Origin of the sequence: Moraxella lacunata, from assembly GCF_002027545.1 — a bacterium.
In the GTDB taxonomy this organism is placed as follows: domain Bacteria; phylum Pseudomonadota; class Gammaproteobacteria; order Pseudomonadales; family Moraxellaceae; genus Moraxella; species Moraxella lacunata.
On the sequence record NZ_MXAN01000004.1, the window covers coordinates 114,834 to 136,814 of the forward strand.

The 21,981-nt window shown below is 44.0% G+C and carries 22 protein-coding genes; 4 read left to right on the forward strand and 18 right to left on the reverse strand.

Translation table 11 applies throughout. The annotated features are described in order from the left end of the window. Nucleotides 1-94: 94 nt before the first annotated feature. The 18 genes from glnA to B5J94_RS00975 form a co-directional block, all read right to left on the reverse strand. Nucleotides 95-1,504 (reverse strand): type I glutamate--ammonia ligase, encoded by a 1,410-nt coding sequence (glnA, locus tag B5J94_RS00890; RefSeq protein WP_062498038.1) that lies wholly within the window; start codon nucleotides 1,502-1,504, stop codon nucleotides 95-97. Nucleotides 1,505-1,878: 374 nt separating this feature from the next. Continuing rightward, complete coding sequence (locus tag B5J94_RS00895) at nucleotides 1,879-2,184, reverse strand: hypothetical protein (protein WP_062498046.1); 306 nt, start codon at nucleotides 2,182-2,184, stop codon at nucleotides 1,879-1,881. 21 nt (nucleotides 2,185-2,205) lie between these two features. Further along, nucleotides 2,206-2,721 (reverse strand): hypothetical protein, encoded by a 516-nt coding sequence (locus B5J94_RS00900; protein WP_062498048.1) that lies wholly within the window; start codon nucleotides 2,719-2,721, stop codon nucleotides 2,206-2,208. A 151-nt stretch (nucleotides 2,722-2,872) separates the two neighbouring features. Then, complete coding sequence (yghU, locus tag B5J94_RS00905; protein ID WP_062498050.1) at nucleotides 2,873-3,673, reverse strand: glutathione-dependent disulfide-bond oxidoreductase; 801 nt, start codon at nucleotides 3,671-3,673, stop codon at nucleotides 2,873-2,875. A gap of 14 nt (nucleotides 3,674-3,687) precedes the next feature. Further along, nucleotides 3,688-4,209, reverse strand: coding sequence for a hypothetical protein (locus tag B5J94_RS00910; protein WP_062498052.1), 522 nt, complete (start codon nucleotides 4,207-4,209; stop codon nucleotides 3,688-3,690). Between the two features lie 42 nt (nucleotides 4,210-4,251). Continuing rightward, a complete protein-coding gene (locus tag B5J94_RS00915) occupies nucleotides 4,252-4,728 on the reverse strand; it encodes a hypothetical protein (RefSeq protein ID WP_062498054.1) in 477 nt (158 codons plus the stop codon). A gap of 2 nt (nucleotides 4,729-4,730) precedes the next feature. Then, a complete protein-coding gene (locus tag B5J94_RS00920; RefSeq protein ID WP_143821866.1) occupies nucleotides 4,731-5,279 on the reverse strand; it encodes a hypothetical protein in 549 nt (182 codons plus the stop codon). Next, nucleotides 5,272-5,901 (reverse strand): GDSL-type esterase/lipase family protein, encoded by a 630-nt coding sequence (locus tag B5J94_RS00925; RefSeq protein WP_062498086.1) that lies wholly within the window; start codon nucleotides 5,899-5,901, stop codon nucleotides 5,272-5,274. The genes B5J94_RS00920 and B5J94_RS00925 overlap by 8 nt, the downstream gene beginning before the upstream one ends. A 31-nt stretch (nucleotides 5,902-5,932) precedes the next feature. Then, nucleotides 5,933-6,751: a hypothetical protein gene (locus B5J94_RS00930; RefSeq protein ID WP_062498058.1), complete on the reverse strand. Its 819-nt coding sequence runs from the start codon at nucleotides 6,749-6,751 to the stop codon at nucleotides 5,933-5,935. A gap of 75 nt (nucleotides 6,752-6,826) precedes the next feature. Continuing rightward, nucleotides 6,827-7,159, reverse strand: a complete 333-nt coding sequence (locus B5J94_RS00935; RefSeq protein ID WP_062498060.1) for a hypothetical protein — start codon at nucleotides 7,157-7,159, stop codon at nucleotides 6,827-6,829. 80 nt (nucleotides 7,160-7,239) lie between these two features. After that, nucleotides 7,240-8,892, reverse strand: a complete 1,653-nt coding sequence (locus B5J94_RS00940) for a dihydrolipoyllysine-residue acetyltransferase (RefSeq protein ID WP_062498062.1) — start codon at nucleotides 8,890-8,892, stop codon at nucleotides 7,240-7,242. Between the two features lie 11 nt (nucleotides 8,893-8,903). Beyond that, nucleotides 8,904-11,735, reverse strand: a complete 2,832-nt coding sequence (gene aceE / locus B5J94_RS00945) for a pyruvate dehydrogenase (acetyl-transferring), homodimeric type (protein WP_062498064.1) — start codon at nucleotides 11,733-11,735, stop codon at nucleotides 8,904-8,906. A 299-nt stretch (nucleotides 11,736-12,034) separates the two neighbouring features. Beyond that, nucleotides 12,035-12,565 (reverse strand): hypothetical protein, encoded by a 531-nt coding sequence (locus B5J94_RS00950; RefSeq protein WP_062498066.1) that lies wholly within the window; start codon nucleotides 12,563-12,565, stop codon nucleotides 12,035-12,037. A 245-nt stretch (nucleotides 12,566-12,810) separates the two neighbouring features. Then, a complete protein-coding gene (locus B5J94_RS00955; RefSeq protein WP_062498068.1) occupies nucleotides 12,811-13,341 on the reverse strand; it encodes a tRNA (cytidine(34)-2'-O)-methyltransferase in 531 nt (176 codons plus the stop codon). Nucleotides 13,342-13,361: 20 nt separating this feature from the next. Then, nucleotides 13,362-14,543, reverse strand: a complete 1,182-nt coding sequence (hemW, locus tag B5J94_RS00960) for a radical SAM family heme chaperone HemW (RefSeq protein ID WP_079363864.1) — start codon at nucleotides 14,541-14,543, stop codon at nucleotides 13,362-13,364. A 144-nt stretch (nucleotides 14,544-14,687) separates the two neighbouring features. Then, nucleotides 14,688-15,863, reverse strand: a complete 1,176-nt coding sequence (locus B5J94_RS00965; protein ID WP_062498073.1) for a DEAD/DEAH box helicase — start codon at nucleotides 15,861-15,863, stop codon at nucleotides 14,688-14,690. A 132-nt stretch (nucleotides 15,864-15,995) separates the two neighbouring features. Beyond that, nucleotides 15,996-16,403: a hypothetical protein gene (locus tag B5J94_RS00970; protein ID WP_062498075.1), complete on the reverse strand. Its 408-nt coding sequence runs from the start codon at nucleotides 16,401-16,403 to the stop codon at nucleotides 15,996-15,998. Nucleotides 16,404-16,566: 163 nt separating this feature from the next. After that, nucleotides 16,567-16,779: a cold shock domain-containing protein gene (locus B5J94_RS00975; RefSeq protein ID WP_062498077.1), complete on the reverse strand. Its 213-nt coding sequence runs from the start codon at nucleotides 16,777-16,779 to the stop codon at nucleotides 16,567-16,569. A gap of 226 nt (nucleotides 16,780-17,005) precedes the next feature. Here B5J94_RS00975 and aroQ point away from each other — a divergent pair, with 226 nt between their 5' ends. From aroQ to nudC, 4 genes are all read left to right on the forward strand, one after another. Then, nucleotides 17,006-17,500, forward strand: a complete 495-nt coding sequence (aroQ, locus tag B5J94_RS00980; RefSeq protein WP_062498079.1) for a type II 3-dehydroquinate dehydratase — start codon at nucleotides 17,006-17,008, stop codon at nucleotides 17,498-17,500. Then, a complete protein-coding gene (dnaQ, locus tag B5J94_RS00985; RefSeq protein ID WP_062498080.1) occupies nucleotides 17,497-19,095 on the forward strand; it encodes a DNA polymerase III subunit epsilon in 1,599 nt (532 codons plus the stop codon). Before aroQ ends, dnaQ begins: the two co-directional genes overlap by 4 nt. A 109-nt stretch (nucleotides 19,096-19,204) precedes the next feature. Continuing rightward, a complete protein-coding gene (locus B5J94_RS00990) occupies nucleotides 19,205-20,890 on the forward strand; it encodes a hypothetical protein (RefSeq protein ID WP_062498082.1) in 1,686 nt (561 codons plus the stop codon). Beyond that, nucleotides 20,887-21,780: an NAD(+) diphosphatase gene (nudC, locus tag B5J94_RS00995; protein WP_062498084.1), complete on the forward strand. Its 894-nt coding sequence runs from the start codon at nucleotides 20,887-20,889 to the stop codon at nucleotides 21,778-21,780. The genes B5J94_RS00990 and nudC overlap by 4 nt, the downstream gene beginning before the upstream one ends. Nucleotides 21,781-21,981: the final 201 nt, after the last annotated feature.

The following is a 21,981-nucleotide window of genomic DNA, read 5'->3' on the forward strand; positions in this document are numbered from 1 at the left end:
TTATTTTACCCAAAAATCACCGAAAATGCACGCAAAACAAAACGGCATAAACCCAAATTCATGCCGTCTGTCTTTTTAGGGCGTACCCCAGCGATTAGCAACGATAATACATATCAAATTCTAAGGGGTGTACCGCTTCATTGATACGCTGTACTTCTTTCATTTTTAGAGCGATATAGTCGTTAATCATCTCTTTGGTAAAGACCCCACCTTTTAACAAAAAGTCATGGTCATCACGCAGGGCATTTAGTGCCACTTCTAGGTTTTCGGCAACGGTTGGGATAAGCATTTCTTCTTCGGGGGGTAGGTCATATAAGTTCTTATCAGATGCTTCACCAGGGTCGATTTTATTTTCAATGCCGTCAAGCCCTGCCATGAGCAGTGCCGAAAACGCCAAATAAGGGTTGGCAGACGGGTCAGGGAAACGCACTTCCACACGCACCGCTTTGGGGCTATTGACGTGGGGGATACGAATCGATGCCGAGCGGTTGGACGCTGAATACGCCAGTTTAATCGGTGCTTCATAATGTGGCACTAAGCGTTTATAGCTGTTGGTGCTAGGGTTGGTAATGGCATTTAAGGCACGAGCGTGCTTGATGACCCCACCGATAAAATACAAAGCGGTCTTGGATAGTCCTGCATATTCATCGCCAGAGAACGTGTTTACACCGTCTTTTGAGATAGACATATTGACGTGCATACCCGAGCCATTATCGCCCACTAAGGGTTTTGGCATAAAGGTGGCGGTTTTGCCAAATTGACTGGCGACATTTTGCACGATGTATTTAAACTGCTGTACTTCGTCCGCTTTTTTGACCAGCGTATTAAACGAGATACCGATTTCTAGCTGACTGCTCGCCACTTCATGATGATGTACTTCAATGCGACCTTCGCCCATGACTTCATCAATGCGGTCGCACATCACCGCACGCATGTCATGATAATGGTCAATGGGCGGTACGACCGCATACGCCCCTTTGACGGCAGGACGCTGACCGCTGTTGCCCCATGCATAGTCTTTGTTGGTACTCCACGCCGCCGCTTCACTGATGACGGTGTGTCTAGCCCCTGACATATCAACGTCCCATTTAACTTCATCAAAGACAAAAAATTCAGGCTCTGGCCCTATCAAGGCTTTATCGCCTAGACCTGTTGATTTTAGGTACACTTCGGCACGGCGAGCGATAGAGCGTGGGTCTTTGGCATAGCCTTGCATGGTGTCAGGCTCGATGATGTCGCACGCCACCACCACCGTTGGCACTTCAAAAAATGGGTCAAGATAGGCGGTATCAGCGTCCGGCAATAATATCATGTCCGAGCTTTCCACGCCTTTCCACCCTGCCACGCTTGATGCGTCAAACATCTTACCGTCTTCTAGGGTGTCTTCGTCCACGCTGTATGCAGGAAAGGTTAGGTGCATTTCTTTGCCGTGCGTGTCGGTAAAGCGAAAATCCACCCATTTCGCCCCTGATGATTCAATCAAGTCAAGTAACTTATTCGCCATGCTCGCTCCAAATTTGTAACTTAGTTAATCGGTTAAACTGTCATAATTTACCACCGTTAGGCGGTTTATGCAAATGGTATTTTATGATAAATTAGGGCGTGCCTGCCCTTTATAACACTATTTACAATTTAGACATAATTTAGAAATAAATCAACCGTTTTTGCATGAAAAATGGCTATCCGACCACTTAACTGTGTGATTTTAAGATTTTTTACTTAATTTTTAAAATTAAGTGGTCGGATTGTTTTTCATAATAAAAAACTTGCTTGGATAAAATGATAATCAGCCTACGTTTTTCCTTGAAAAACGGGCGATTTCCCCTATTTTTCATTGCAAATACAAAAGGCAGGCACGCCCTAGATTAATTCACAAAATTAATCTGGTAAATTCATCTGCGACTGGTCAGGATTTAGCCCAAAATAAAACACAAAAGTCGCCACCACACTATTTGCCAAAATAAATGCCAAATCCAAGCTCTCATGCCCCATCACAAACCGCCCAAGCAGTGCCGATACCGCAAGCATCACCACAAAACACGCCAATAATAGCTGTATCATGGTCGGGTGCGTGAGTGTGTAATTTGTGCCTGCTTTGCGTTTGGGATTTAGGATTTTTAAATTTATCATAAATCCGATGACGTATACCGCACTACCTAATATCAAATAACCAAGAAAACCCATCTCTATTTACCTTAATTCACCTTATCCGCCCAACCGTTTGCAATGAGCAGTTTTTTGTTTTATCTCGCCATAATTAATCGCCCCCAGCTCATAACTAAAATTATCTTTATCAATCATCGTTACCGCTTGTATGATTGGGCTATTTTCTCTAAACATCTCTGTAAATAAAGCCTGCATTTCTGGTTCTTTCTCATATTCTCGTTGTTTTGATATGGCATTATAAATCATCACATGATTAATATTCCCCACATTTACTGTCAAATTCTTACCATCAAAGTCCCAATTATCTTGCGTACTCATAAAGACGGATTGAATATCTACCCCTTGATAAATCTGCCGAGTTTCGGCATAACCCACCGAACGCCCATCGGCAAAGAAATGTGTCATATTTTGACTTTTGGTAACATTGCCGTCCACTTGCTCTATCAATAAATCGCATTGCCATGTTCCCACCAAATCATCTTTATTAAAAGTCGTATTGGCATAAGTCATGGTTGCCATCAGACTTATGATACTGGTGATAAATAATTTTTGCATGGTTAATATTTATTCCTATGTTTTTAATATTAAAATGACTAATATAAATTAAGCGATAATTTTTAATTTGATATAGGGCAAATATCATTCGCCCTATATCAAAAACAATTAACCAATCATCAATTAATCTTTTAAATTGACATTGGATTTATCATACTATTGGCAATAACTCCAACTTCTCGCCCTGCTCTACTGCCTTGCGATTTTTTATGGTCGTTGCCCAACGTATGACGTTTTGGTATTCATGTACGCTCAAAAACTCAGACGCATTGTAGTTGGCATAGTCATTCTCGCCAATGTACAAATTGCCAAGTACCAATGCCCCATACCACGGATAAATCGCCATATCAGCAATGCTGTACTCGCCCGCCATATAGTCATGCTCCGCCAAATGCTTGTCTAGCACATCAAGCTGGCGTTTGGTTTCCATGGCATAGCGGTTAATGGCGTACTCAATCGGCTCGGGAGCGTAGGCATAAAAATGCCCAAAACCACCACCGACAAAGGGAGCTGACCCCATTTGCCACATGAGCCACGAGAGCATTTGGGCGTGGTCGGTCGGATTTTTTGGTAAAAATTTGTCATACTTTTGGGCAAGATAAAGCAGTATCGCCCCACTCTCAAACACCGATATGGGCGTATCGGTGCTATAATCCACGAGTGCAGGGATTTTGGAATTGGGGTTGATTTCTACAAAGTCTGTACCAAACTGCTCGCCATTCATGATATTGATTTTAAAGGCGTCATAGTCAAGTAGCCCCAACGCCTTTAACTCTTCTAAAATGATATTGACCTTAATGCCGTTGGGCGTGTTTAGGCTGTATAACTGATAAGGCTTATCACCTTTTGGCAAGGTTTGTTCGTGCCTTGCTCCTGCACTGGGTCGGTTGATACCGCCAAATTTTCCGCCCATGTCATTGGGTGTCCAAACTTTTGGGGGTGTGTAGTTCATAACTTTACTCCAAATTAAATTTTACGTTTACAATGATTATTTTCAACATCAACAGGAAAATCATCATCAATGCCATCAATGGCAAAAATATAGGTGTTTTCATCAATAAAACGAATGCGAGAAATGGTCTCATCACCTATCGCTTTTTCCACTTCTGGTAACTCCATCATCGCTTTTGCGACTAAAATAGCATCTTTATTTTGGCTAGGAGAGTCTGGTGCGACCTCATAATTTGGCATATCCACCACATACGATTGAACAATACCATCATGATATTTGACACTATCACCCATTACCTGCCATTTTGATAGCACTTTAATTGTATCAATTTGATAAAAATCATCATCAACCGCCCAGTTGTGCATAACCGAGTGTTCAGTGAATATACCGTCATCACGATATTCAATATCACTAGTATGGCGAAGATACTCATTTTCCAAGCCCTTACATTCCCATTTGCCCACCAAACTCTGCTCAAGATTTGCCATTGCTAATGTTGGTGAAAACAAAATACATGCAAGAAAATTTTTAAGCATTATTATCTCCAATTAATATACAATCAATCATTAAAACCAAACTTATTTTAAGCGTTGGCAATGCCCTTCATAACCATCTTCAAAATAATAACGGTGCTTATCTTTGCCATCAAATTCAATATAATGCCAATTATTTTCTTCAAAACTCTCAATCATCAATGCCCTACCTTCTGCATTTACTTCATCGTCAAATTTATAAAAACCACCATCAGGTAATATAAAATAATATTGATAATAAGTGATGTCTGGGTTGCTCATCAATAGCTTATTATCTTTGAGTTGCCATTGATAATTCATGATACTAAATTCTAATTCAGGCAAATGATTTACCTTTTCTTTGATTTCCATAAACTCCGTTGCCGTGCCATCGGCATGATAACGCATGAGTGCTTTTTCCGAATGATATTCACTATCTGCCACACAATGCCAATCACCCACCACATCGGGGGCAGATATACTACTATTTGCTAAGGCTGTCATGGGTAATATCATCGCCCATACCAAAAGAAATTTTTGCATGATTATTCCTTATAAAAACCAAATAAACCTTGTTTATGACACGTGGTAAATATCTGACTGTCCACATCATTCATGATAAAAGATTTTTTATTGATAAAATGAATATCAAATGCTCTTTTATTAATGTCATTATTCATCATGTCTTGCACCATTGGCAAGGATTTTTGTAGGGCGATATTTTCCTGCTCCAAATCATCTTTATTGGCATTTGGCATTCTGACGGCATAATTATGAAATTGATGATTGCCATAATGCAGGGTCTCTTGTGCTAATGTCCATGACGATTTGGCAGTGGCGGATTCTATTTGATAGGCATAATCGCTGGGCTGTCCATAATAAATGCGAATATGTTCGTGCATGGTGTGGTTTTTAAAAAACTGCAACTGACTTTCTTGTTTGATGAGTGGATTGGCGTGTTTGACATGGCATTGCCATTTGCCAATTAGGGCTTTATCGCTGTCGGCATGGGGGCTGTATGACGGATTGGCAACACTCATCATCGGCAGTATCATGCACAGACTTAGACTGGCACTCATCATGCATCTAGACATAGCCAATTTCCTTTAAAAACTGATACAATTCATCGGCAAATTTGGCGTACCCTGCCCCATTGGCATGGATTTGGTCGGATTTGAGCTTGTCGTCCGATAGGATATTTGACCATGCTTTTTCAAGTAATGGCACGTTCATCTCGTCCGCCACATCTTTATAAACAGGGTTGTCGCTTGCCTTACCAAACAATGCACTGGCGGACAAATGTGGCTCGGCAATCAGCACCACAGGGATATTTTTGTCTTGCAGAGCCTTGATAATGCTTACCAAATTGGCACGGGTTTCGCTGGCACTTACTCGTCTTAGCACGTCATTACCGCCAATCCCCAGTAGCACCAATTTGGGGTTTTCGCTAATGACGCTGTCCATGCGGTTAAATACGTCTTTGGTCGTATCGCCATTGACTCCCATGTTGATGATGTTCCAGCCTGTTTTTTGGGCAAGGATAACAGGATAGCTTTGGGATTTGTCCGCCCCATAGCCAAAGGTCAGGCTATCGCCCAATGCCACCACTCTACTGCCTTGGGCAAGTTTGGCGACTTTGGGCGTATCACTACACGCCATCGCTAGAACGATGGGCGAAATGGCAAGGGTTTTTAAAAATAATCGGCGACTTTTCATAATTTTAGCTTGGTTAAAAAAGATTAGTATATCACAAATACACGCAATTTTTTGTTTCATTACGGCGTGGTTTTGGTATCAAAATGCAAATCTCATCATCGCCCAATTCAATCTTATCATCATTTAAACCAAATACATCTTTTAAATGTTTTTTGTCATTGGTTAAAATATAATTGGTAATATTAATAATATTGTTGGTTTCATTCAACTCTTGAATATAATCTGCATAATTAATCATACCACTATTCGCAAGCTGAAAACCTGTAAAATTATCTTCTTCATTAATCTTAATCAGGTATTCTTCTTGCTGATAGGTGATTTGATATTTTCCAATTTCATTTTCTGATTTTTCAGAAATACCTATTTGATTAACAAAATAATTGGCAATACCATTATAAGTATCAATGTGTTTATAATCATTAAATGTCATTTTTTCAATTTGTTTTTCCATCAAACTTTTGTGAAACATAAATTCATAAGCCAATGGTAATTCTAACGATTTTTCATCGGTTGTTAAATAATTAATAGCATCAAAATTTATGGATAAATAACGATTAGAAAATATAATAACTTGTAGATTATTCTGAATCAACCAATTAATTCTCAATTTTTGAAGAAAGTCACTGGAGTGTTTTAATTGATTTTTTAATATTGATAATTCACGGGTTAACTCTTTCCTGATTTTTTCTTTATCATTTAATTGTAGTAATTCTAAATGCCATAAGCGTTGGGTGCGTAGCAAAGCAATATAAGTATAAGATGGAAAATAAGTTTTGTCCAAATAAACCGCAGGTGGTTTATTTAAAAATAGCTTATAGCGTGTAATAAATTTCTGGTTATCATTGGTCAAAGACTGCCAATGTTCTTTAATAAAATCTTTAAAGCATTCTTTTTGGGTTAAGGTGCAAAATACAGTTGAATGTAGTTACTCTGGCACTTCTGGCAATGCTGGATAACTCCCCCTTATGTTTTTGGAGAAAATTTCTTTTTCTTCATCAGTAACATTTTGCAGGTTTAGTATTTGATGATAAAGGTATTTTCCATTGGTAATAATATCATCACTATCATATGCCAAGCCATACAACAAATAAAAACTTTCTATGTTATCATTAGTTGCATTATTTAACTGTTCGGCACGAATGTTTTCCAATTGCTTAAATGCATCATTTTTGGGTTCATCGGCATTGGCAGAAACTGCAAAAAATACAGTAGTTAATACAAGTGTTTTTAAAATATTTTTGTAAATACGAATTGTCATTTTATTTCCTTATTGGTAACAAAAAGGACGAAAAGTTTCCGCCCTTTTTGCATTTCTTTTTACAGCAAAATTTCACCCAATCAAAGCAAAATCCGTCTTGGGTCAGCCAAAAGTTTGGCAATATAGCGAGTGAACACCGCCGCATCCGCCCCGTTAATCGTACGGTGGTCATACGACAGAGATAGCGGTAGCATAAGACGTGGTTCAAACTCTTTGCCGTTCCAACGTGGCTGATAGGTAGATTCAGAAATCCCCAAAATTGCCACTTGTGGGTGATTGACAAGCGGTGTGAAGTAAGTACCGCCCATGTTGCCTTGGCTTGAAATGGTGAATGACGCACCTTGCAAGTCTTTGGCAGACAGTTTCTTGTCACGGGCTTTTTTGGCAAGCTCGCCAATCTCAATGGCAAGCTGGCGAATGCCTTTGGCTTGGGCATCACGAATCACAGGCACAATCAAGCCGTCATCGGTCGCAACCGCAATACCCATATTCACCGATTTACGGATAATCATTTGGGTGTTGTCATCCGACACATGGCTGTTGAATTTGGGGTGCTGAGTCAGAGCATACGCAACCGCCTTAACAATAAACGCCAAAATGGTCAAGCCCACGCCTTGTGCCTTAAACTCGGCTTTTAGCTCGTTACGCATGGCTTCGGTGTCGGTAATGTCCGCCAAGTCAAACTGCGTAACCTGTGGCAGTAGCGTGTTTAGGTTAAGCTGTGGGATAGAGACTTTTTGCAGGCGGGATAGGTCTTGGACTTCAATCTCACCCCAAATCTCTTTGTTGCTCATGTCAGGCAGTGGTGGCAGGCTAATCGCCGAACCGCTTGCCATGTTGGCAGTAGGCTTGGTGCTGGCGGTGCTGATGACCGACTTGACATAGCCAAACAAGTCTTCTTTTAGGATACGACCGTGTGGGGCAGTCCCCTTAACAAGGCTGATATCCACACCCAATTCACGAGCCAACTTACGCACGGCAGGTCCTGCGTGAGCGTCTTTGGCACGAGCGTTGACTTCCGCTTCTGGCAGTTTGGCACCGCTTGCAGGGGTGGACGTTTGGGCAGGAGCTTGGGCTTTTGGTGCTTCTGTCTTAGGCGTATCAGCTTTAACTTCTGCTTTGGTTTCGCTTGGAGCGGACGCGGCAAGGGCAGAACCGCCTTTAATGGTAATAAAGGCTTGACCGTTAGTTACAGTATCGCCAGCATGAACCAAAATAGCCTCTACCACGCCGTCAAGTGGGGCTGGCACTTCCACAGATGCTTTGTCAGACTCAACAAGTAACAAAGATTGACCTTCTGTTACGCTGTCGCCAACCTTGACAAGCACTTCGGCAACTTCGGCACTATCCACACCCAAGTCAGGTAGGTTATGCGTTTGGCTTGCACCGCCTGAAACGGCACTTGGGGCTGGCTCGGATTTTGACTCTTCGGCTTTTGGAGCTTGTGGCTCTTCTTTTGGTTCTTGTGGGGCTTCTTGAACTTCGGCTTTTGAAGTAGAGTCAGATTGACCTGCTTCTACCTCAAAAAGGGCTGTACCCTCAGAAATGCTATCGCCAACTTTTACCAAAACAGCGGTTACGGTACCGCCCACAGGGGACGGCACTTCTACGGATGCTTTATCAGATTCTGCCAAAATTAGGCTGTCATTTTCGCTAATAACATCGCCAACCTTGACAAGCACTTCTGCCACTTCGGCACTGTCTACGCCCAAATCGGGGGCTTTAATTTGCATAATTCATCTCCTTATTTGGGTTCGGTAATGTTACTGTCATTGAGCAGTTTGGCATCTGCTTTGTCTTCGCTACGCCCTTCGGTACTAATGGCACTGTCTGGCTCATCTTTTAGTTCAGGCACTTCTTTTGGTGTCGGACGTGCAGGTGCTGGGGCATCTGGATAGTAGTCATGATGTGGCTGTGGCTGCCATGCAGGGGCTTGGTCAACGTCAATATCGAAGCTTGAAATGGCATCTTTGACCAAACGCACGTCAATCTCACCCTCATCTGCCAGTTTTTTAAGTGTCGCAACCACAATATGAGCGGCATCCACATTAAAGAAGCTACGCAAATTGGCACGAGTGTCCGAACGTCCAAAGCCATCTGTACCTAATGTGGTATAAGGACGGCTGTCAGGCAACCAACCACGCACCTGCTCTGGGAAGTTACGCATATAATCGGTAGCAGCAACCACGATGCCTTTGTGCGGGGCAAGTTGTTTGGTAACCCAAGGCAATTTTGGTTCATCCGTTGGGTGTAAGCGGTTGTAATCATCACACGCCATACCATCACGGGTAAGCTCATTAAAGCTCGTTACACTCCATACGTTAGCTTTAATGTTAAATTCTTCTGCCAAAATACGAGCAGCTTTTTGAACTTCTCTTAGAATCACGCCAGAACCTAACAGTTGAACTTGGGTTGAGCCGTTGTCTTCTAATAGGTACATACCACGCTTAATGCCCTCTTCAATGGCTTGTCTGTCATCGCCGATGGCAGGATGTTCATAGTTTTCATTCATGAGCGTGATGTAATAGTACACACGTTCGCCATTGCCATACATGCGTTGTAGACCGTCGTGCATGATAACAGCAAGCTCATAACCAAAGCATGGGTCATAGCTGACACAATTTGGCACAGTACCAAAGAGAATGTGGCTATGTCCATCTTGGTGTTGTAAACCTTCGCCGTTTAGTGTGGTACGTCCTGCGGTTGCCCCAAATAAAAAACCTTGGGCTTGCATGTCGCCTGCTGCCCATGCCAAATCACCAATACGCTGAAAGCCAAACATAGAGTAATAAATGTACATTGGAATCATCGGCAATGCGTTGGTTGAATAGCTTGTGGCAAGACTAATCCACGAACTCATCGCACCTGCTTCGTTAATGCCTTCTTCTAGCATATGCCCATCTTTGGCTTCTTTGTAACCCATCAAGGCCTCAGCATCTTCGGCAACATAGTTTTGACCGACTGATGAATAGATGCCAAGCTGACGGAACATGCCCTCCAATCCAAAGGTGCGAGCTTCATCAGGGACTATCGGAACTACGTATTTATTAAGCCCTTTATCTTTTAATAGGGCAGACAACAGACGCACAAATACCATGGTTGTGGACTGCTCTTTGCCCTTACTGCCTTGGAGTACACCATCAAATATAGACAACTCTGGAATGGTGAGTGGAGTATGACCACTGCGACGAGCAGGCAAATGCCCACCTAAGGATTCACGACGACCCATCAAATATTTATATTCAGGGCTGTCCTCGCTTGGGCGGTAGAATGGTAAGTTTTGCAAGGCTTCATCGCTGATGGGCAAATCAAATCTATCACGGAAGTATTTTAGACCATTTTCATCTAATTTTTTAAGCTGATGGGCTTTATTTACCGCTTGGATTTGCTTGGATAAACCATAACCTTTGACAGTTTTGACAAGGATAACGGTTGGCTGTCCTTTGGTTTTCATGGCCTCGGCATAAGCAGCGTAGACCTTTTTGGGGTCATGTCCACCACGGTTTAGACGCATGATCTCATCATCAGACAAGGCAGATGCCATGTCAGCAAGTTCTGGGTATTTGCCAAAGAACTCTTTACGTACAAACGCACCATCACGAGCGGTATAGAGTTGATATTCACCATCTACCACCTCTTCCATGCGTTGCTTTAAAGCACCTGATGTGTCTTTGGCAAGTAGGCTGTCCCAATGGTCGCCCCAAATTACCTTAATGACACGCCAGCCTGCCCCACGAAATACCGATTCTAGCTCTTGAATGATTTTGCCATTACCACGGACAGGGCCATTAAGACGCTGTAAATTACAGTTGATGACCCAGATTAGGTTATCAAGTTTTTCACGACCTGCCATAGAAATGGCACCCAAACTTTCAGGTTCATCCGTCTCACCATCGCCCAAAAACGCCCATACTTTACGGTCTTCGTCTTTAATTAGGCGGCGATTGGTCAGATACTTTTGGGCACGAGCTTGATAAATGCTCATCAAAGGTCCAAGACCCATAGATACGGTTGGAAACTGCCAGTAGTCGGGCATGAGATAGGGGTGTGGATAGCTTGACAAGCCTTTGCCGTCCACTTCACGGCGGAAATTTTTGAGCTGTTCTTCTGATAGACGACCTTCCATGAACGAACGGGCGTACATACCAGGGGCACCATGACCTTGATAATAAATCATGTCGCCACCGTGGTTCTCGCTCGGAGCACGCCAAAAGTGGTTAAAACCAGTCTCATAAAGCGTCGCTGATGATGCAAATGTCGCCAAATGCCCACCCAAATCATCATCGTTTAGGTTGGCACGCATGACCATCGCTAGGGCGTTATAACGCATGATTGAGCGGATTTTACGCTCTAGGTGCAAATCCCCTGGATAAGCAGGTTCGTCTTCGGCGGCAATGGTATTAACATAGGCAGTATCTAGGCGGTTAAAGGGTAAGCCTTCTTGTACTGCTTTGTTATATAAGGCTTTTAATAAGAATTGAGCCCGCTCTTTGTCAGCGTTTTTGATGACCGACTCAAATGCATCAAGCCACTCTTGGGTTTCTACATGGTCGGAATCGTTGTAATAGGTCGTCATAAAATTTTCCTACTGTTGTGAATGCTAAGATGAACTTAGCGATGAATGTCAAGCACAGATAGCTTGACAGAAAACTGTGTCACTTTTGTGAAAAGCTGTCATAAAAGCTAATTTTAGCCATATATTATAAAAGACTTTGCCTAAAATTTGTTATGTCTTTTGGTAAATGTTTATCATTGGACTATTTTTTAAATAAATAGTGAAAATAAATTTTGGGTGAAATCATAACAAACATCTCACCCCAAGCCCACTAGCCAAACACCGTATCGCCTACCACCAAAGGATGACAACAGAACAAATTACTGATAAAACGCCTGTACTTTTTTCTCGCCATCTTTGACGATGTTCACAGGCGTCTCATCGCACGGCACTTGATAAATGGTGTTCGCCCCTTTAAAAATATAGACCACATAAGAACTGTCAAGCAGTGGATTGATGTTTTGACTGGCGTCCTTGACCTTTGCTAATACCATCATCTCATCAGGGCGTGCCAGTACACGCTCGACATCAGATTTATCAAGCGATAAGGCATTCACACCAAAATACTCCCACGCCTTATCCACGCTTATCTCATCCAAAGGTTCGGGGTTATCCCACAGCGTTTTTGCCCCTTCAGGCTCTTTCATTTGCATGACAAAACTGCCTGCTTGCTTGCTCACTTTTATTTGAGCAGGGCTGTTTTTCTCAACGCTATAACAGCCGAGAAATGTCTCTGCCTGCCCATCTGTTTTGGCAGTCGGGGCGTTATCGGTTGGGGCTGGCTGGTTGCAGGCGGTTAAGCCAAGGGCAAAGAGAGTGGATAGGATGCAAAAATAAGATTTGATAGACATGGTGTGATTAATAAAGGTTAAGTTAAATTGGTTTGTGTTGGTTTTTGATTTTAGATGATTTTATTAATTTTAAAAGCAAAACCATCAATTGCTGGCATAAATTGAAAAATTGAATTTATCAAAGGGTAAATTTTGGTATTTTCCATCAATAATACTTTTTGGACGGACTTGTAGGGGCAAATTGCAATTTGCCCTTTGATAAAGTGTTGATTTTTGGGCAAATAAATTACCTCAATACATCCAGCTCACTCGGGACGGCTAGACAGACGATGATAACCCACGCTCTCTCCGACATCGCCGACAAACCCAAGCTGTCGCCACACTTCATACAGGCAAATTGCCACGCTGTTAGATAGGTTAAGACTGCGAGAGTCGGGGAGCATGGGCAATCTTAGCCAGTTATCCGCCCCGATGTCATCACGCACATCAGACGGCAGCCCGTCTGTCTCCGAGCCGAACACCAGTGCCACCGAGCTGCTACCAACTTTAAAATCATAGTCATAAAACGGACGGCTAAATTTGGTCGTCATCGCAACGACTGTATCCACGCCCACGCTTGTCAAATAGGCACGGCACGCCTGCCAGTCATCATGCACTTGCATGTTGGCGTATTCATGATAATCTAGCCCCGCCCGTCTTAGCTTTTTATCATCAAGTTCAAAAGCTAAGGGCTTGATAAGGTGCAGTTTTGCCCCTGTATTGGCACACAGACGAATGGCGTTGCCGGTGTTGTTGGGGATTTTGGGGGTGTAGAGAACGATATGAATTTGTTTCATGGTTGTTATTTCATGGTTTTTTATAAAAAAGCCCGCACCAAATGATTGACGTATTTAAAACCCATCTTGGTCGGGGCGATGATGTCAGGGTGAAACACCATCAGCCCTTGATGTTGTAGGGGCAAAAGCTCATTATCAATGGTGCTAATAAGTAGCCCTGTCCGCTCTTCAAAGGTGCGAGTCATCGTGCCATCTACCAAACGCAGGGCATTCATCATAAATTCAAAGGGCAGACTCTCATCCGCCACCCGTTCAAAGCCTATCATCTTTGGGGCGTTATTATAATTTAGATAGTCTTTGGGCAGGCGAGATTTGGCATAACGATAAATGCCATCTGGATAATCATCATGCCCACGCAGTGTTACTTTGCCATGCCCACCTGCCCCAATGGCAAGATAGTCGCCAAACTGCCAATAATTGACATTATGACGACACGGCTCATCATCACGCCCGACCCATGCCGACACTTCATAATTACTAAAACCTGCTTGCAAAAGTCGCTCTCGCCCTGCATTCTCTATGCGTTCTAGCTCGTCATCATCGGGCAGGTCAGGCGGACTGCGATAAAAGGCGGTGTTTGGCTCAATGGTCAGCTGATACCATGAGATGTGCGTTGCCCCTGCCGATAATGCCATGTCAATATCACGCACGGCAAGTGTGGCGGTCTGATTGGGCAAGCCATGCATCAGGTCGGCATTGATACGGGTAAAGCCTGCTTGTTTAGCATTTTTGATGGCATTGACTGCTTCATCATGGCGATGTATTCGCCCCAATGTCGTCAATACCCCATCATCAAAGGACTGCACACCCACCGATAAGCGGTTGATACCCAGTGCCAAATAGTCGGCAAAGGGGGCGTGTTCTAGCGTACCGGGGTTGGCTTCTAAGGTAATCTCAATATCATCGGCAAAAGGAAGCATCTCCCGCAACCCCAAAAACAGCACCCGATACTGCTCTATTGGCAACAGCGACGGCGTTCCCCCGCCGATAAAGATACTTTGTATCGCACGCCCCCCTGCTAAGGCGACTTGCGAGCGAGCGTCAGCCAAAAGTGCCGTGACATAGTCGGCAAAGGGGGCAGACTCGGGCAAGGCGTGCGAGTTAAAATCACAATATGGGCATTTTTTGACACACCACGGAATGTGAATGTACAAAGACAATGGGATATTGACAGGGTCAAGGATTAGACTATGTTCGTTCATTGGTTTATATGGCGTGACACATGCCATGCCTTTTATTGTTTTTAATGATTGGTTGTTATGATTTTTGTGTTTATTTCTGTATTAAATCGCACCTAAGTTGCAATACCATTTGGCATGATATTTAGCCATCATGCCAGTTTACACCTAGTCTTGCACCAAATCATCAAACTGCAACAAACCAAACTTCATGCCCAAATGCTTCTCTAAGGCAGGTAGGTTAAAGGCGTCATCTTCGCCCACCAAGCTAATAGACACGCCCGACTGCCCTGCTCGCCCTGTGCGTCCGATACGATGAACATAATCATCGAGCAAATCAGGCAGTGTGTAGTTAATGACATGAGTCACGTCATCCACATGAATGCCACGCCCTGCCACGTCGGTCGCCACCAATACATTGACTTCGCCATCTTTAAAGCGTTTTAGGTAACGCTCTCGCTTGGCTTGGGCGACATCACCCGAGAGCATGGTCACATCCACATGCTTACGCAGATTGTCATACAGACGTTTGACTTGGTCTTTGCGATTGGCAAAAACGATGGCTTTTTTGACATCATCACTGCCAAGCAACTGCTTTAATGCCGTCAGTTTTTGGCGGTCTGTCAATAGATAAAAACGCTGTTCAATGTTCTTATTGGTGCGACTCTCGGGGGCGATTTCCACAAAAGTTGGCTGATACAGCCAACGATACGCCAAATTCATGACGTCGGTATTAAACGTCGCCGAGAACAGCAAACTTTGGCGGTGCGTATTGGCAGGCATTTTGTTGATGAGTCGCTTAACATCAGGGATGAATCCCATGTCAAGCATGCGGTCGGCTTCATCTAACACCAGCACTTCCACACGGTCAAGAAACAGCACGCCCTTTTGCACCCAGTCAATAATCCGCCCTGGGGTGCCAATCAAAATATCCATCGGACGACGATTTATCTCATTTGCCTGCTTGTCATAATCCGCCCCACCAGTCATGCACAAGGCATACAGTCCACTGTATTTGACCAGCTCTCGGCAGTCGCTATAAATCTGCTGTGCTAGCTCTCGGGTTGGTGCTAGAATTAACGCCCGTGGCTCACCCAAATAACGTGTCTCATCATCGCCAAACGGGCGAGACAGCAGGCTCTGGATAATGGTAATCAAAAACGTGGCGGTCTTGCCTGTGCCTGTCTGTGCCTGTCCAATGGCGTCTTGTCCTGCTAGGGTGTGGGGCAAGATTTGGGCTTGAATGGGCGTGAGAGTCTCAAAACCCAAAGCCGATACTGCCTTTTGGATGGGTTCTGCTAAGGGTAAGTCACGAAACGTGCTAAATTGCTCGGTCAAGGGCATGTCCTTTTAAGCTAAATGGGCGAATTAGGTTGTTTGGTATTTTTACCAAATGCTTATCAATGATATTTTTAAAAAATGATAAAACAAAAGTGATTGGCAATATTTACGTTTTTATCTTTTGATAATTTTAAATCATCCATCCAAATCATCAAAACAGGCATTAAGTGAGCCTTCCACGGCTTGCTGAACAAACCGCTCTTTGTCAGCTTTGTCATCATAAACAGGCATTTTATAAATGATGTTCAAGCCGTTGTGCCATGTCTCATCAATAAATGACACCATGTCTTTTTTGGAAAAACTTTTTTCCACTCTTTTTAGGGCTTTATCAAGGTTTTTCTTGGCTTTGTCTTTGCTGACCCCATTTTGATGGTCGATGGCGATGTCATAAACACCTTTACTGGCAACCATGCAAATCCCTGCTATCTCTTCGATTCTGGCTGATTCGTCCGCTGATAAGGTCACTGCCGCATGAGCCGTACCACTGATACCGAGCAACGCTAGGATACCGAGTGTGCAGATAAGTTTGTTTGGCTTTTGCATAATCACGCCTTTATAAAAGAATCAATCTTATATTTTATCACAACTTATCATGACAGGCAAAACCCAATTTAAAAGCTTGATTTTAAAGGCTAATGTTAAAGCCCAATTTTAAAACCCCCACAAAAAAACCCACCCCAAGGGCAGGTTTTGCGTGACTTAAATATCACATTAACCTGGTGACTTCTTCGGCTTGCAATCCTTTATCGCCTTCGGTCACGACAAATTCCACCATTTCACCTTCTCTGAGCGAGCGATAGCCGTCACCGACAATAGAACGAAAATGCACAAACACATCTTCGCCAGTGGCACGCTGGATAAAGCCAAAACCTTTGGCATTGTTAAACCATTTAACCTGACCTTGTTCACGAGCAGACATAACACTTCCTTAAAAAATACCACATTGTAACACTTACAATGATACAAATAACCAAATAAGCCTACGCACTATGCAGTTATCGTAAACTCGTGCCTAAATATAGCACACTTTTAAAGGGCTGTAAACGTATGTAACCAAACATTAACAAAAAATTTACGCCCCACTACCTTTAAAAATTTGTTAAAATAATCAGCATTTAACATAAAACACACAGACATCAACACTCATGAACCAAACCACTCCCCTAAATCGCAAACTATTAGTGCTAAACGGTGCCAATCTACACTTACTGGGCAAGCGTGAACCGCACATTTATGGTACGACCACCTTACAAGACATCGTTCACCGCCTATCCACCACCGCTCATCAGCACGGTATCCAACTTGACCATTTTCAGTCCAACCACGAAGGCGACATCGTGGACATCATCGGTAGCCAAGGCGTATTGGCGGACGACCACGACAAATTTGATGGGGTCATCATCAATCCAGCCGCCTTTACCCATACATCCGTTGCCATTCGTGATGCCTTACTTGCCAGTGGCAAACCCTTTATTGAAGTGCATTTATCCAACGTTCATGCTCGTGAGCCGTTTCGCAGTCATTCGTATTTTTCGGATAAGGCGGTGGGCGTGATTTGTGGGCTTGGCGACATGGGTTATGACATGGCATTGGCATGGTTTTTAAAAAATTTATATAAAACAAATGGCGTACACTCATGACCATCATCGCTTATACTGACGGGGCATGTAAAGGCAACGGCAAGGCAGGGGCGTCTGCTGGCGGATTTGGCACGCACATCATCTACCCCACAGGCGACGTGCTAAACATTTGGGGCGGTGAGAGCGACACCACCAACAATCGCATGGAACTCATGGGGGCAATCACCGCCCTAGAACGCACGCCTGCTGACACACCGATACAGATTTGGACGGACTCGGGCTATGTCAAAAACGGCATTACCCAGTGGATTAACGGATGGAAAGCCAAAGGCTGGAAAAAAGCAGACGGCAAAGCGGTACTCAACCAAGACCTATGGATACGCCTAGATAACGCCTGCCAACGTCGCACCATTGATTGGCAATGGATAAAAGGACACGCAGGACATGTCGGCAATGAGATGGCGGACAAACTTGCCAATGATGGTGTTACTGGCAGTGGCGAGTTGTTTATCAGTCACGTCCCCACAAATAACCCTGCAAGCAACACCCAGACAGACAACAAAACCAATACCGAGCCAAACATCATATCAAAAGAGACAGACGAGACAACCACGATGAATGAGACCACCAACCACGCTCTTGATGACAGCAATTTTCACGGCAATGATTTTCATGACAATGCCGCTTATGAGAGCAATTTGGGCGATGACATGGGTTATTATGCCGACATGGCAAACATGATGGCAGATGATGAATTTGACCCTGCTACCCCAATGGTAGATGTGGGAGCGGATATTAATGACAGCGAGCCAGTCAGCCAAAATCAAAATGAAACCCCCGCCAAAAAATCCAAGAAAAAAACACCACCTGCCCCCATGCAAGTGGTTCGCCACAACCACCAAAACCCCGACTATGACGGACGTACCGATGAGATTCGTGAGCCGTTTTGGGCGATACTGCCCGACCCCATTCATCGTGGGGCGTCAGAGCGTCAGCTGATTATGGATACGGAGACGACGGGCATTGACCCTGCCACGGGCGACCGTATTGTTGAGATTGGCATTGTTGAGATGGTCAAGCGTAAGCCAACTGGGGTTCAACTGCATGTGTACCTAAATCCCGACAGGGAGATGGACGATGAAGTCATTGGCGTTCACGGCATTCATAATGAATTTTTGGTAGACAAGCCCCGATTTGCCGATGTTGCTCCTTATGTCTATGAGTTCATGAAAGGGGCGGAAATCATCGCTCATAACGCCCAGTTTGATATGAAATTTTTATCGCATGAGTTTGATAAAGTGGGCATGACCGACTTTGCCGATGTCGTGGAGGTCATCGACTCACTCATGCTTGCCCGCAAAATGTATGCAGGGCAAAAGAATAATTTGGACGCCCTTGCCAAACGCCTAGATGTCGGTCAGGACATTGACCGTTCCTACCACGGGGCATTAAAGGACTCGCAGATTTTGCTTGAAGTCTATCTTGCCATGACCAGCGGACAGATTGCCATGAGCATGGAAGAAGAAGGGGCGAGCCAAGATGACAACAGGGGCGAGATTAGTTTTAGTGATTTAAGTGCATTGTCCGCCCAACTAATCCGCTCAAAAGACGACTTCTCTGCCGATGGGGCATGGCGTGAGAGCGTACTTAAATAACAATTTATCCGATATTTGCCCTATTTAGCATAATTTTACTTGCCAAGTTTCACCAAACATGGTTAAATGTAGCGATTATTAATGCGTGCTGTAAAACAACAGGATTATCATGACTCAATCAGCCAAAACCGCCACCAATTTTGACTTATCATCACTTCATATTTTGCGTAACGAAATCGGCTCTGTACTAAAAGACGCCGAAGTACATTTGCGTGAGTTTTATGATGACCCTGACCAAGCTCCCCTGTTATTAGATTCAGCAAATAACCTATCACAATTGTCTGCCATTTTTAAATTAATTGCCTTTAATGGAGCAGGACTGCTTGCCGAGAATCTATCAGCAAGTTATACTCTGTTGCACGGTAATGCCAATGGCGACGAAGACGAAAATGAAATTCTGATGACAGACATCTCAGAAGCCATCATGCTACTAGACCGCTATGTTGAATTTGTCTTATTAAAAGAAACACCCGAACCCGCCCTGCTACTACCCATCATCAATAAACTCGGTGGGCATTTGGGACATGCTGTCATCGAATCCACCACCCTAAACCAAAACATCAACAGCGTTATCATCGCCGACCCCCAAGCAAACTACGCTTCTCTTAGCACGCTCGGACTCAATGTCAGAGCCTTAACCCAAGCCTATCGTGCAGGTCTGTCTGTCATCCTTGAAAATAAAGACGGTGTCATCTCTGATGATGAACGCCAAAAATTAGATGGCATGACTAAAGCCTGTGCTTTGATTGCCCAGCATTCTGACACCCTATTTTGGCAGTCGGCAAAGACCATCACCCAAAACATCGCCAACGACCTGCCACTTAGCCATGCCAAAAAGCGTATCTTGGTTTACCTAGAACAACAGTTTTCTGACTATTTGCCGATTGAAGACCGTCGTTTTGCCGAGATGGTCAGCTTTGCTTGCAACAAAAACAAAGATTTTGCCACCCTTGCCAACCAAAAATACGCTCTAAACCGAGTAAGTGACACCAAATTTAGCGAAATGCAACGCTTCTTGTTCGGACCTAACCGTGAAATTACCGACACGCTCAATGACTTGATTCAAGAGCAATTAGAAACCATCAAACAAAAAGTAGATAAATTCGTGCGTGCATCTAACGGCATGGGCGAGATTGGCGACATAGTCAGAATTGATGACATCAAAGCCGAGCTTAACACCTTATCCCAGACCATGACCTTGTTAGAACTTGCCGATGCTAGCCAAGCACTAACAGCAGCGTCAGCACAAGTAAGCGGATGGCAAAATCCCACCTTAGAAGACTTGGATACTTTCTTGGACAAACTATTGGTCGCCGAAAACGTTGCCATCTTCCTTGCCAAGAGTCACACCCCTGGGGCGGTTAAATTACCCCTGCATAACCGTGAAATCTCCCTGCATCAGCTAGACACGTCTTATGAAGCCCTAGTCAAAGAAGCACGTAGCAACCTAACCGCGGCGACATTGGCATTGACTGACTATATCGCAGATAGTAACCGTGACATCATGAACCTACAAAACACGCCCGAGATGATTCGCCAAGTGGCAGGGGCGGCAGCATTCTTACGTCTATCTGCCACCTCAGCTCAGCTGTATCTGCTGGCTCGTCGCCTAGAAAATGGACTGCTTGATAAAGTCAAAACCGCCCCTGATGGCGAGCTGGCACGCATCAGCAATGCTTGGGCAGATGTCTTGGTTGCAGCGGACTTTGAATTTGAAAACTTCGAAGAAAACCGACCCACCAATGAACAAAGCATTCTCATCAGCCAAAATAGCTTAAATCAGCTTGTGGCATGAGCCATCAGAACATCACTTACACAGGCACGCCGTCATCGACTATCCATACAATATGGGTCATTGATGGCGAACGTGTTTTTTGTCGTGATGGCAAACCTTATGCATTTGACCATATCGAGATAGGCATAGATGGTTTAATTGACGGCTTGGACGATGGTTTAGATGACACACTGGGCGTGGTTGAATTGCTTCATTTTAGATATGATGACAGGCGGGTGTTTGCCATTGATTATCAAAAGATGGTCGAGCCACACCCTACCAAACCAAATCATCTCGACCATCTTAATGGCGAGTTCATCGCCTATCGCCATGCTGTTGCCGCAACCGACAGCTACACCGCCCATGAAATCTCGGCAGGCATTCAGCTGTTATTATGGCAAAAGGGCAATCAATTCTGCGGTTATTGTGGCACCAAAACAGTGCGCCATCACAAAGAAAACACCATGGCATGTCCTGCCTGCCATCAGCATTTTTATCCTAAAATACAGCCTTGTGTCATCATCGCCATCACCCGTCCCTGTCCTGTGACAGGTCAGCTCCAAATCCTATTAGCACAACATCATCGCCATCAGGCAACAGGCATGTATGGACTCATCGCTGGATTTATGGAAGTGGGCGAGAGTGCCGAGATGACCATTCATCGTGAAGTGCTAGAAGAGACAGGCATTCATGTGAACAACATCCGCTACATCAAAAGCCAAGCCTGGCCATATCCGACCAATCTTATGCTTGGCTTTTGTGCCACTTATAAGTCGGGAAACATCGTCATCGATGAAGATGAACTGTCCCACGCTCAGTTCTTTGGCAAAGATGACCTACCACTGATTCCCAAGCAAGGGACGATTGCTTATGAGCTGATTAGTCAAGTATTAGGCTTAAATGAATGCTAGGGTAAGTAGCACCTGCCATTGATGGTATTTTTATAGAATACACTCTACTCTCAACTTTATGTCAGTAGGGCATGCCCACCCTTGGTGTTTGATGGAAGTGTTAAGTCTTCATCATATTTTATGAAAATATTACCAAAGGTAGGCACACTCTAGGGCGTGCCTACCTTTGGTATTTGCAATAAAAAATGCCTGTTTAAAAAA

Coding starts and splice junctions, on each gene's coding strand:
- B5J94_RS00920 (WP_143821866.1), bottom strand. CDS start 5,279: ATGTCTAGATGCATGATGAGTGCCAGTCTAAGTCTGTGCATGATACTG.
- glnA (WP_062498038.1), bottom strand. CDS start 1,504: ATGGCGAATAAGTTACTTGACTTGATTGAATCATCAGGGGCGAAATGG.
- yghU (WP_062498050.1), bottom strand. CDS start 3,673: ATGAACTACACACCCCCAAAAGTTTGGACACCCAATGACATGGGCGGA.
- B5J94_RS00925 (WP_062498086.1), bottom strand. CDS start 5,901: ATGAAAAGTCGCCGATTATTTTTAAAAACCCTTGCCATTTCGCCCATC.
- B5J94_RS00935 (WP_062498060.1), bottom strand. CDS start 7,159: ATGACAATTCGTATTTACAAAAATATTTTAAAAACACTTGTATTAACT.
- hemW (WP_079363864.1), bottom strand. CDS start 14,543: ATGAACGAACATAGTCTAATCCTTGACCCTGTCAATATCCCATTGTCT.
- nudC (WP_062498084.1), top strand. CDS start 20,887: ATGAGCCATCAGAACATCACTTACACAGGCACGCCGTCATCGACTATC.
- B5J94_RS00900 (WP_062498048.1), bottom strand. CDS start 2,721: ATGCAAAAATTATTTATCACCAGTATCATAAGTCTGATGGCAACCATG.
- B5J94_RS00895 (WP_062498046.1), bottom strand. CDS start 2,184: ATGGGTTTTCTTGGTTATTTGATATTAGGTAGTGCGGTATACGTCATC.
- B5J94_RS00990 (WP_062498082.1), top strand. CDS start 19,205: ATGACTCAATCAGCCAAAACCGCCACCAATTTTGACTTATCATCACTT.
- B5J94_RS00970 (WP_062498075.1), bottom strand. CDS start 16,403: ATGCAAAAGCCAAACAAACTTATCTGCACACTCGGTATCCTAGCGTTG.
- B5J94_RS00975 (WP_062498077.1), bottom strand. CDS start 16,779: ATGTCTGCTCGTGAACAAGGTCAGGTTAAATGGTTTAACAATGCCAAA.
- B5J94_RS00910 (WP_062498052.1), bottom strand. CDS start 4,209: ATGCTTAAAAATTTTCTTGCATGTATTTTGTTTTCACCAACATTAGCA.
- B5J94_RS00965 (WP_062498073.1), bottom strand. CDS start 15,863: ATGCCCTTGACCGAGCAATTTAGCACGTTTCGTGACTTACCCTTAGCA.
- aceE (WP_062498064.1), bottom strand. CDS start 11,735: ATGACGACCTATTACAACGATTCCGACCATGTAGAAACCCAAGAGTGG.
- B5J94_RS00915 (WP_062498054.1), bottom strand. CDS start 4,728: ATGCAAAAATTTCTTTTGGTATGGGCGATGATATTACCCATGACAGCC.
- aroQ (WP_062498079.1), top strand. CDS start 17,006: ATGAACCAAACCACTCCCCTAAATCGCAAACTATTAGTGCTAAACGGT.
- dnaQ (WP_062498080.1), top strand. CDS start 17,497: ATGACCATCATCGCTTATACTGACGGGGCATGTAAAGGCAACGGCAAG.
- B5J94_RS00955 (WP_062498068.1), bottom strand. CDS start 13,341: ATGAAACAAATTCATATCGTTCTCTACACCCCCAAAATCCCCAACAAC.
- B5J94_RS00940 (WP_062498062.1), bottom strand. CDS start 8,892: ATGCAAATTAAAGCCCCCGATTTGGGCGTAGACAGTGCCGAAGTGGCA.
- B5J94_RS00950 (WP_062498066.1), bottom strand. CDS start 12,565: ATGTCTATCAAATCTTATTTTTGCATCCTATCCACTCTCTTTGCCCTT.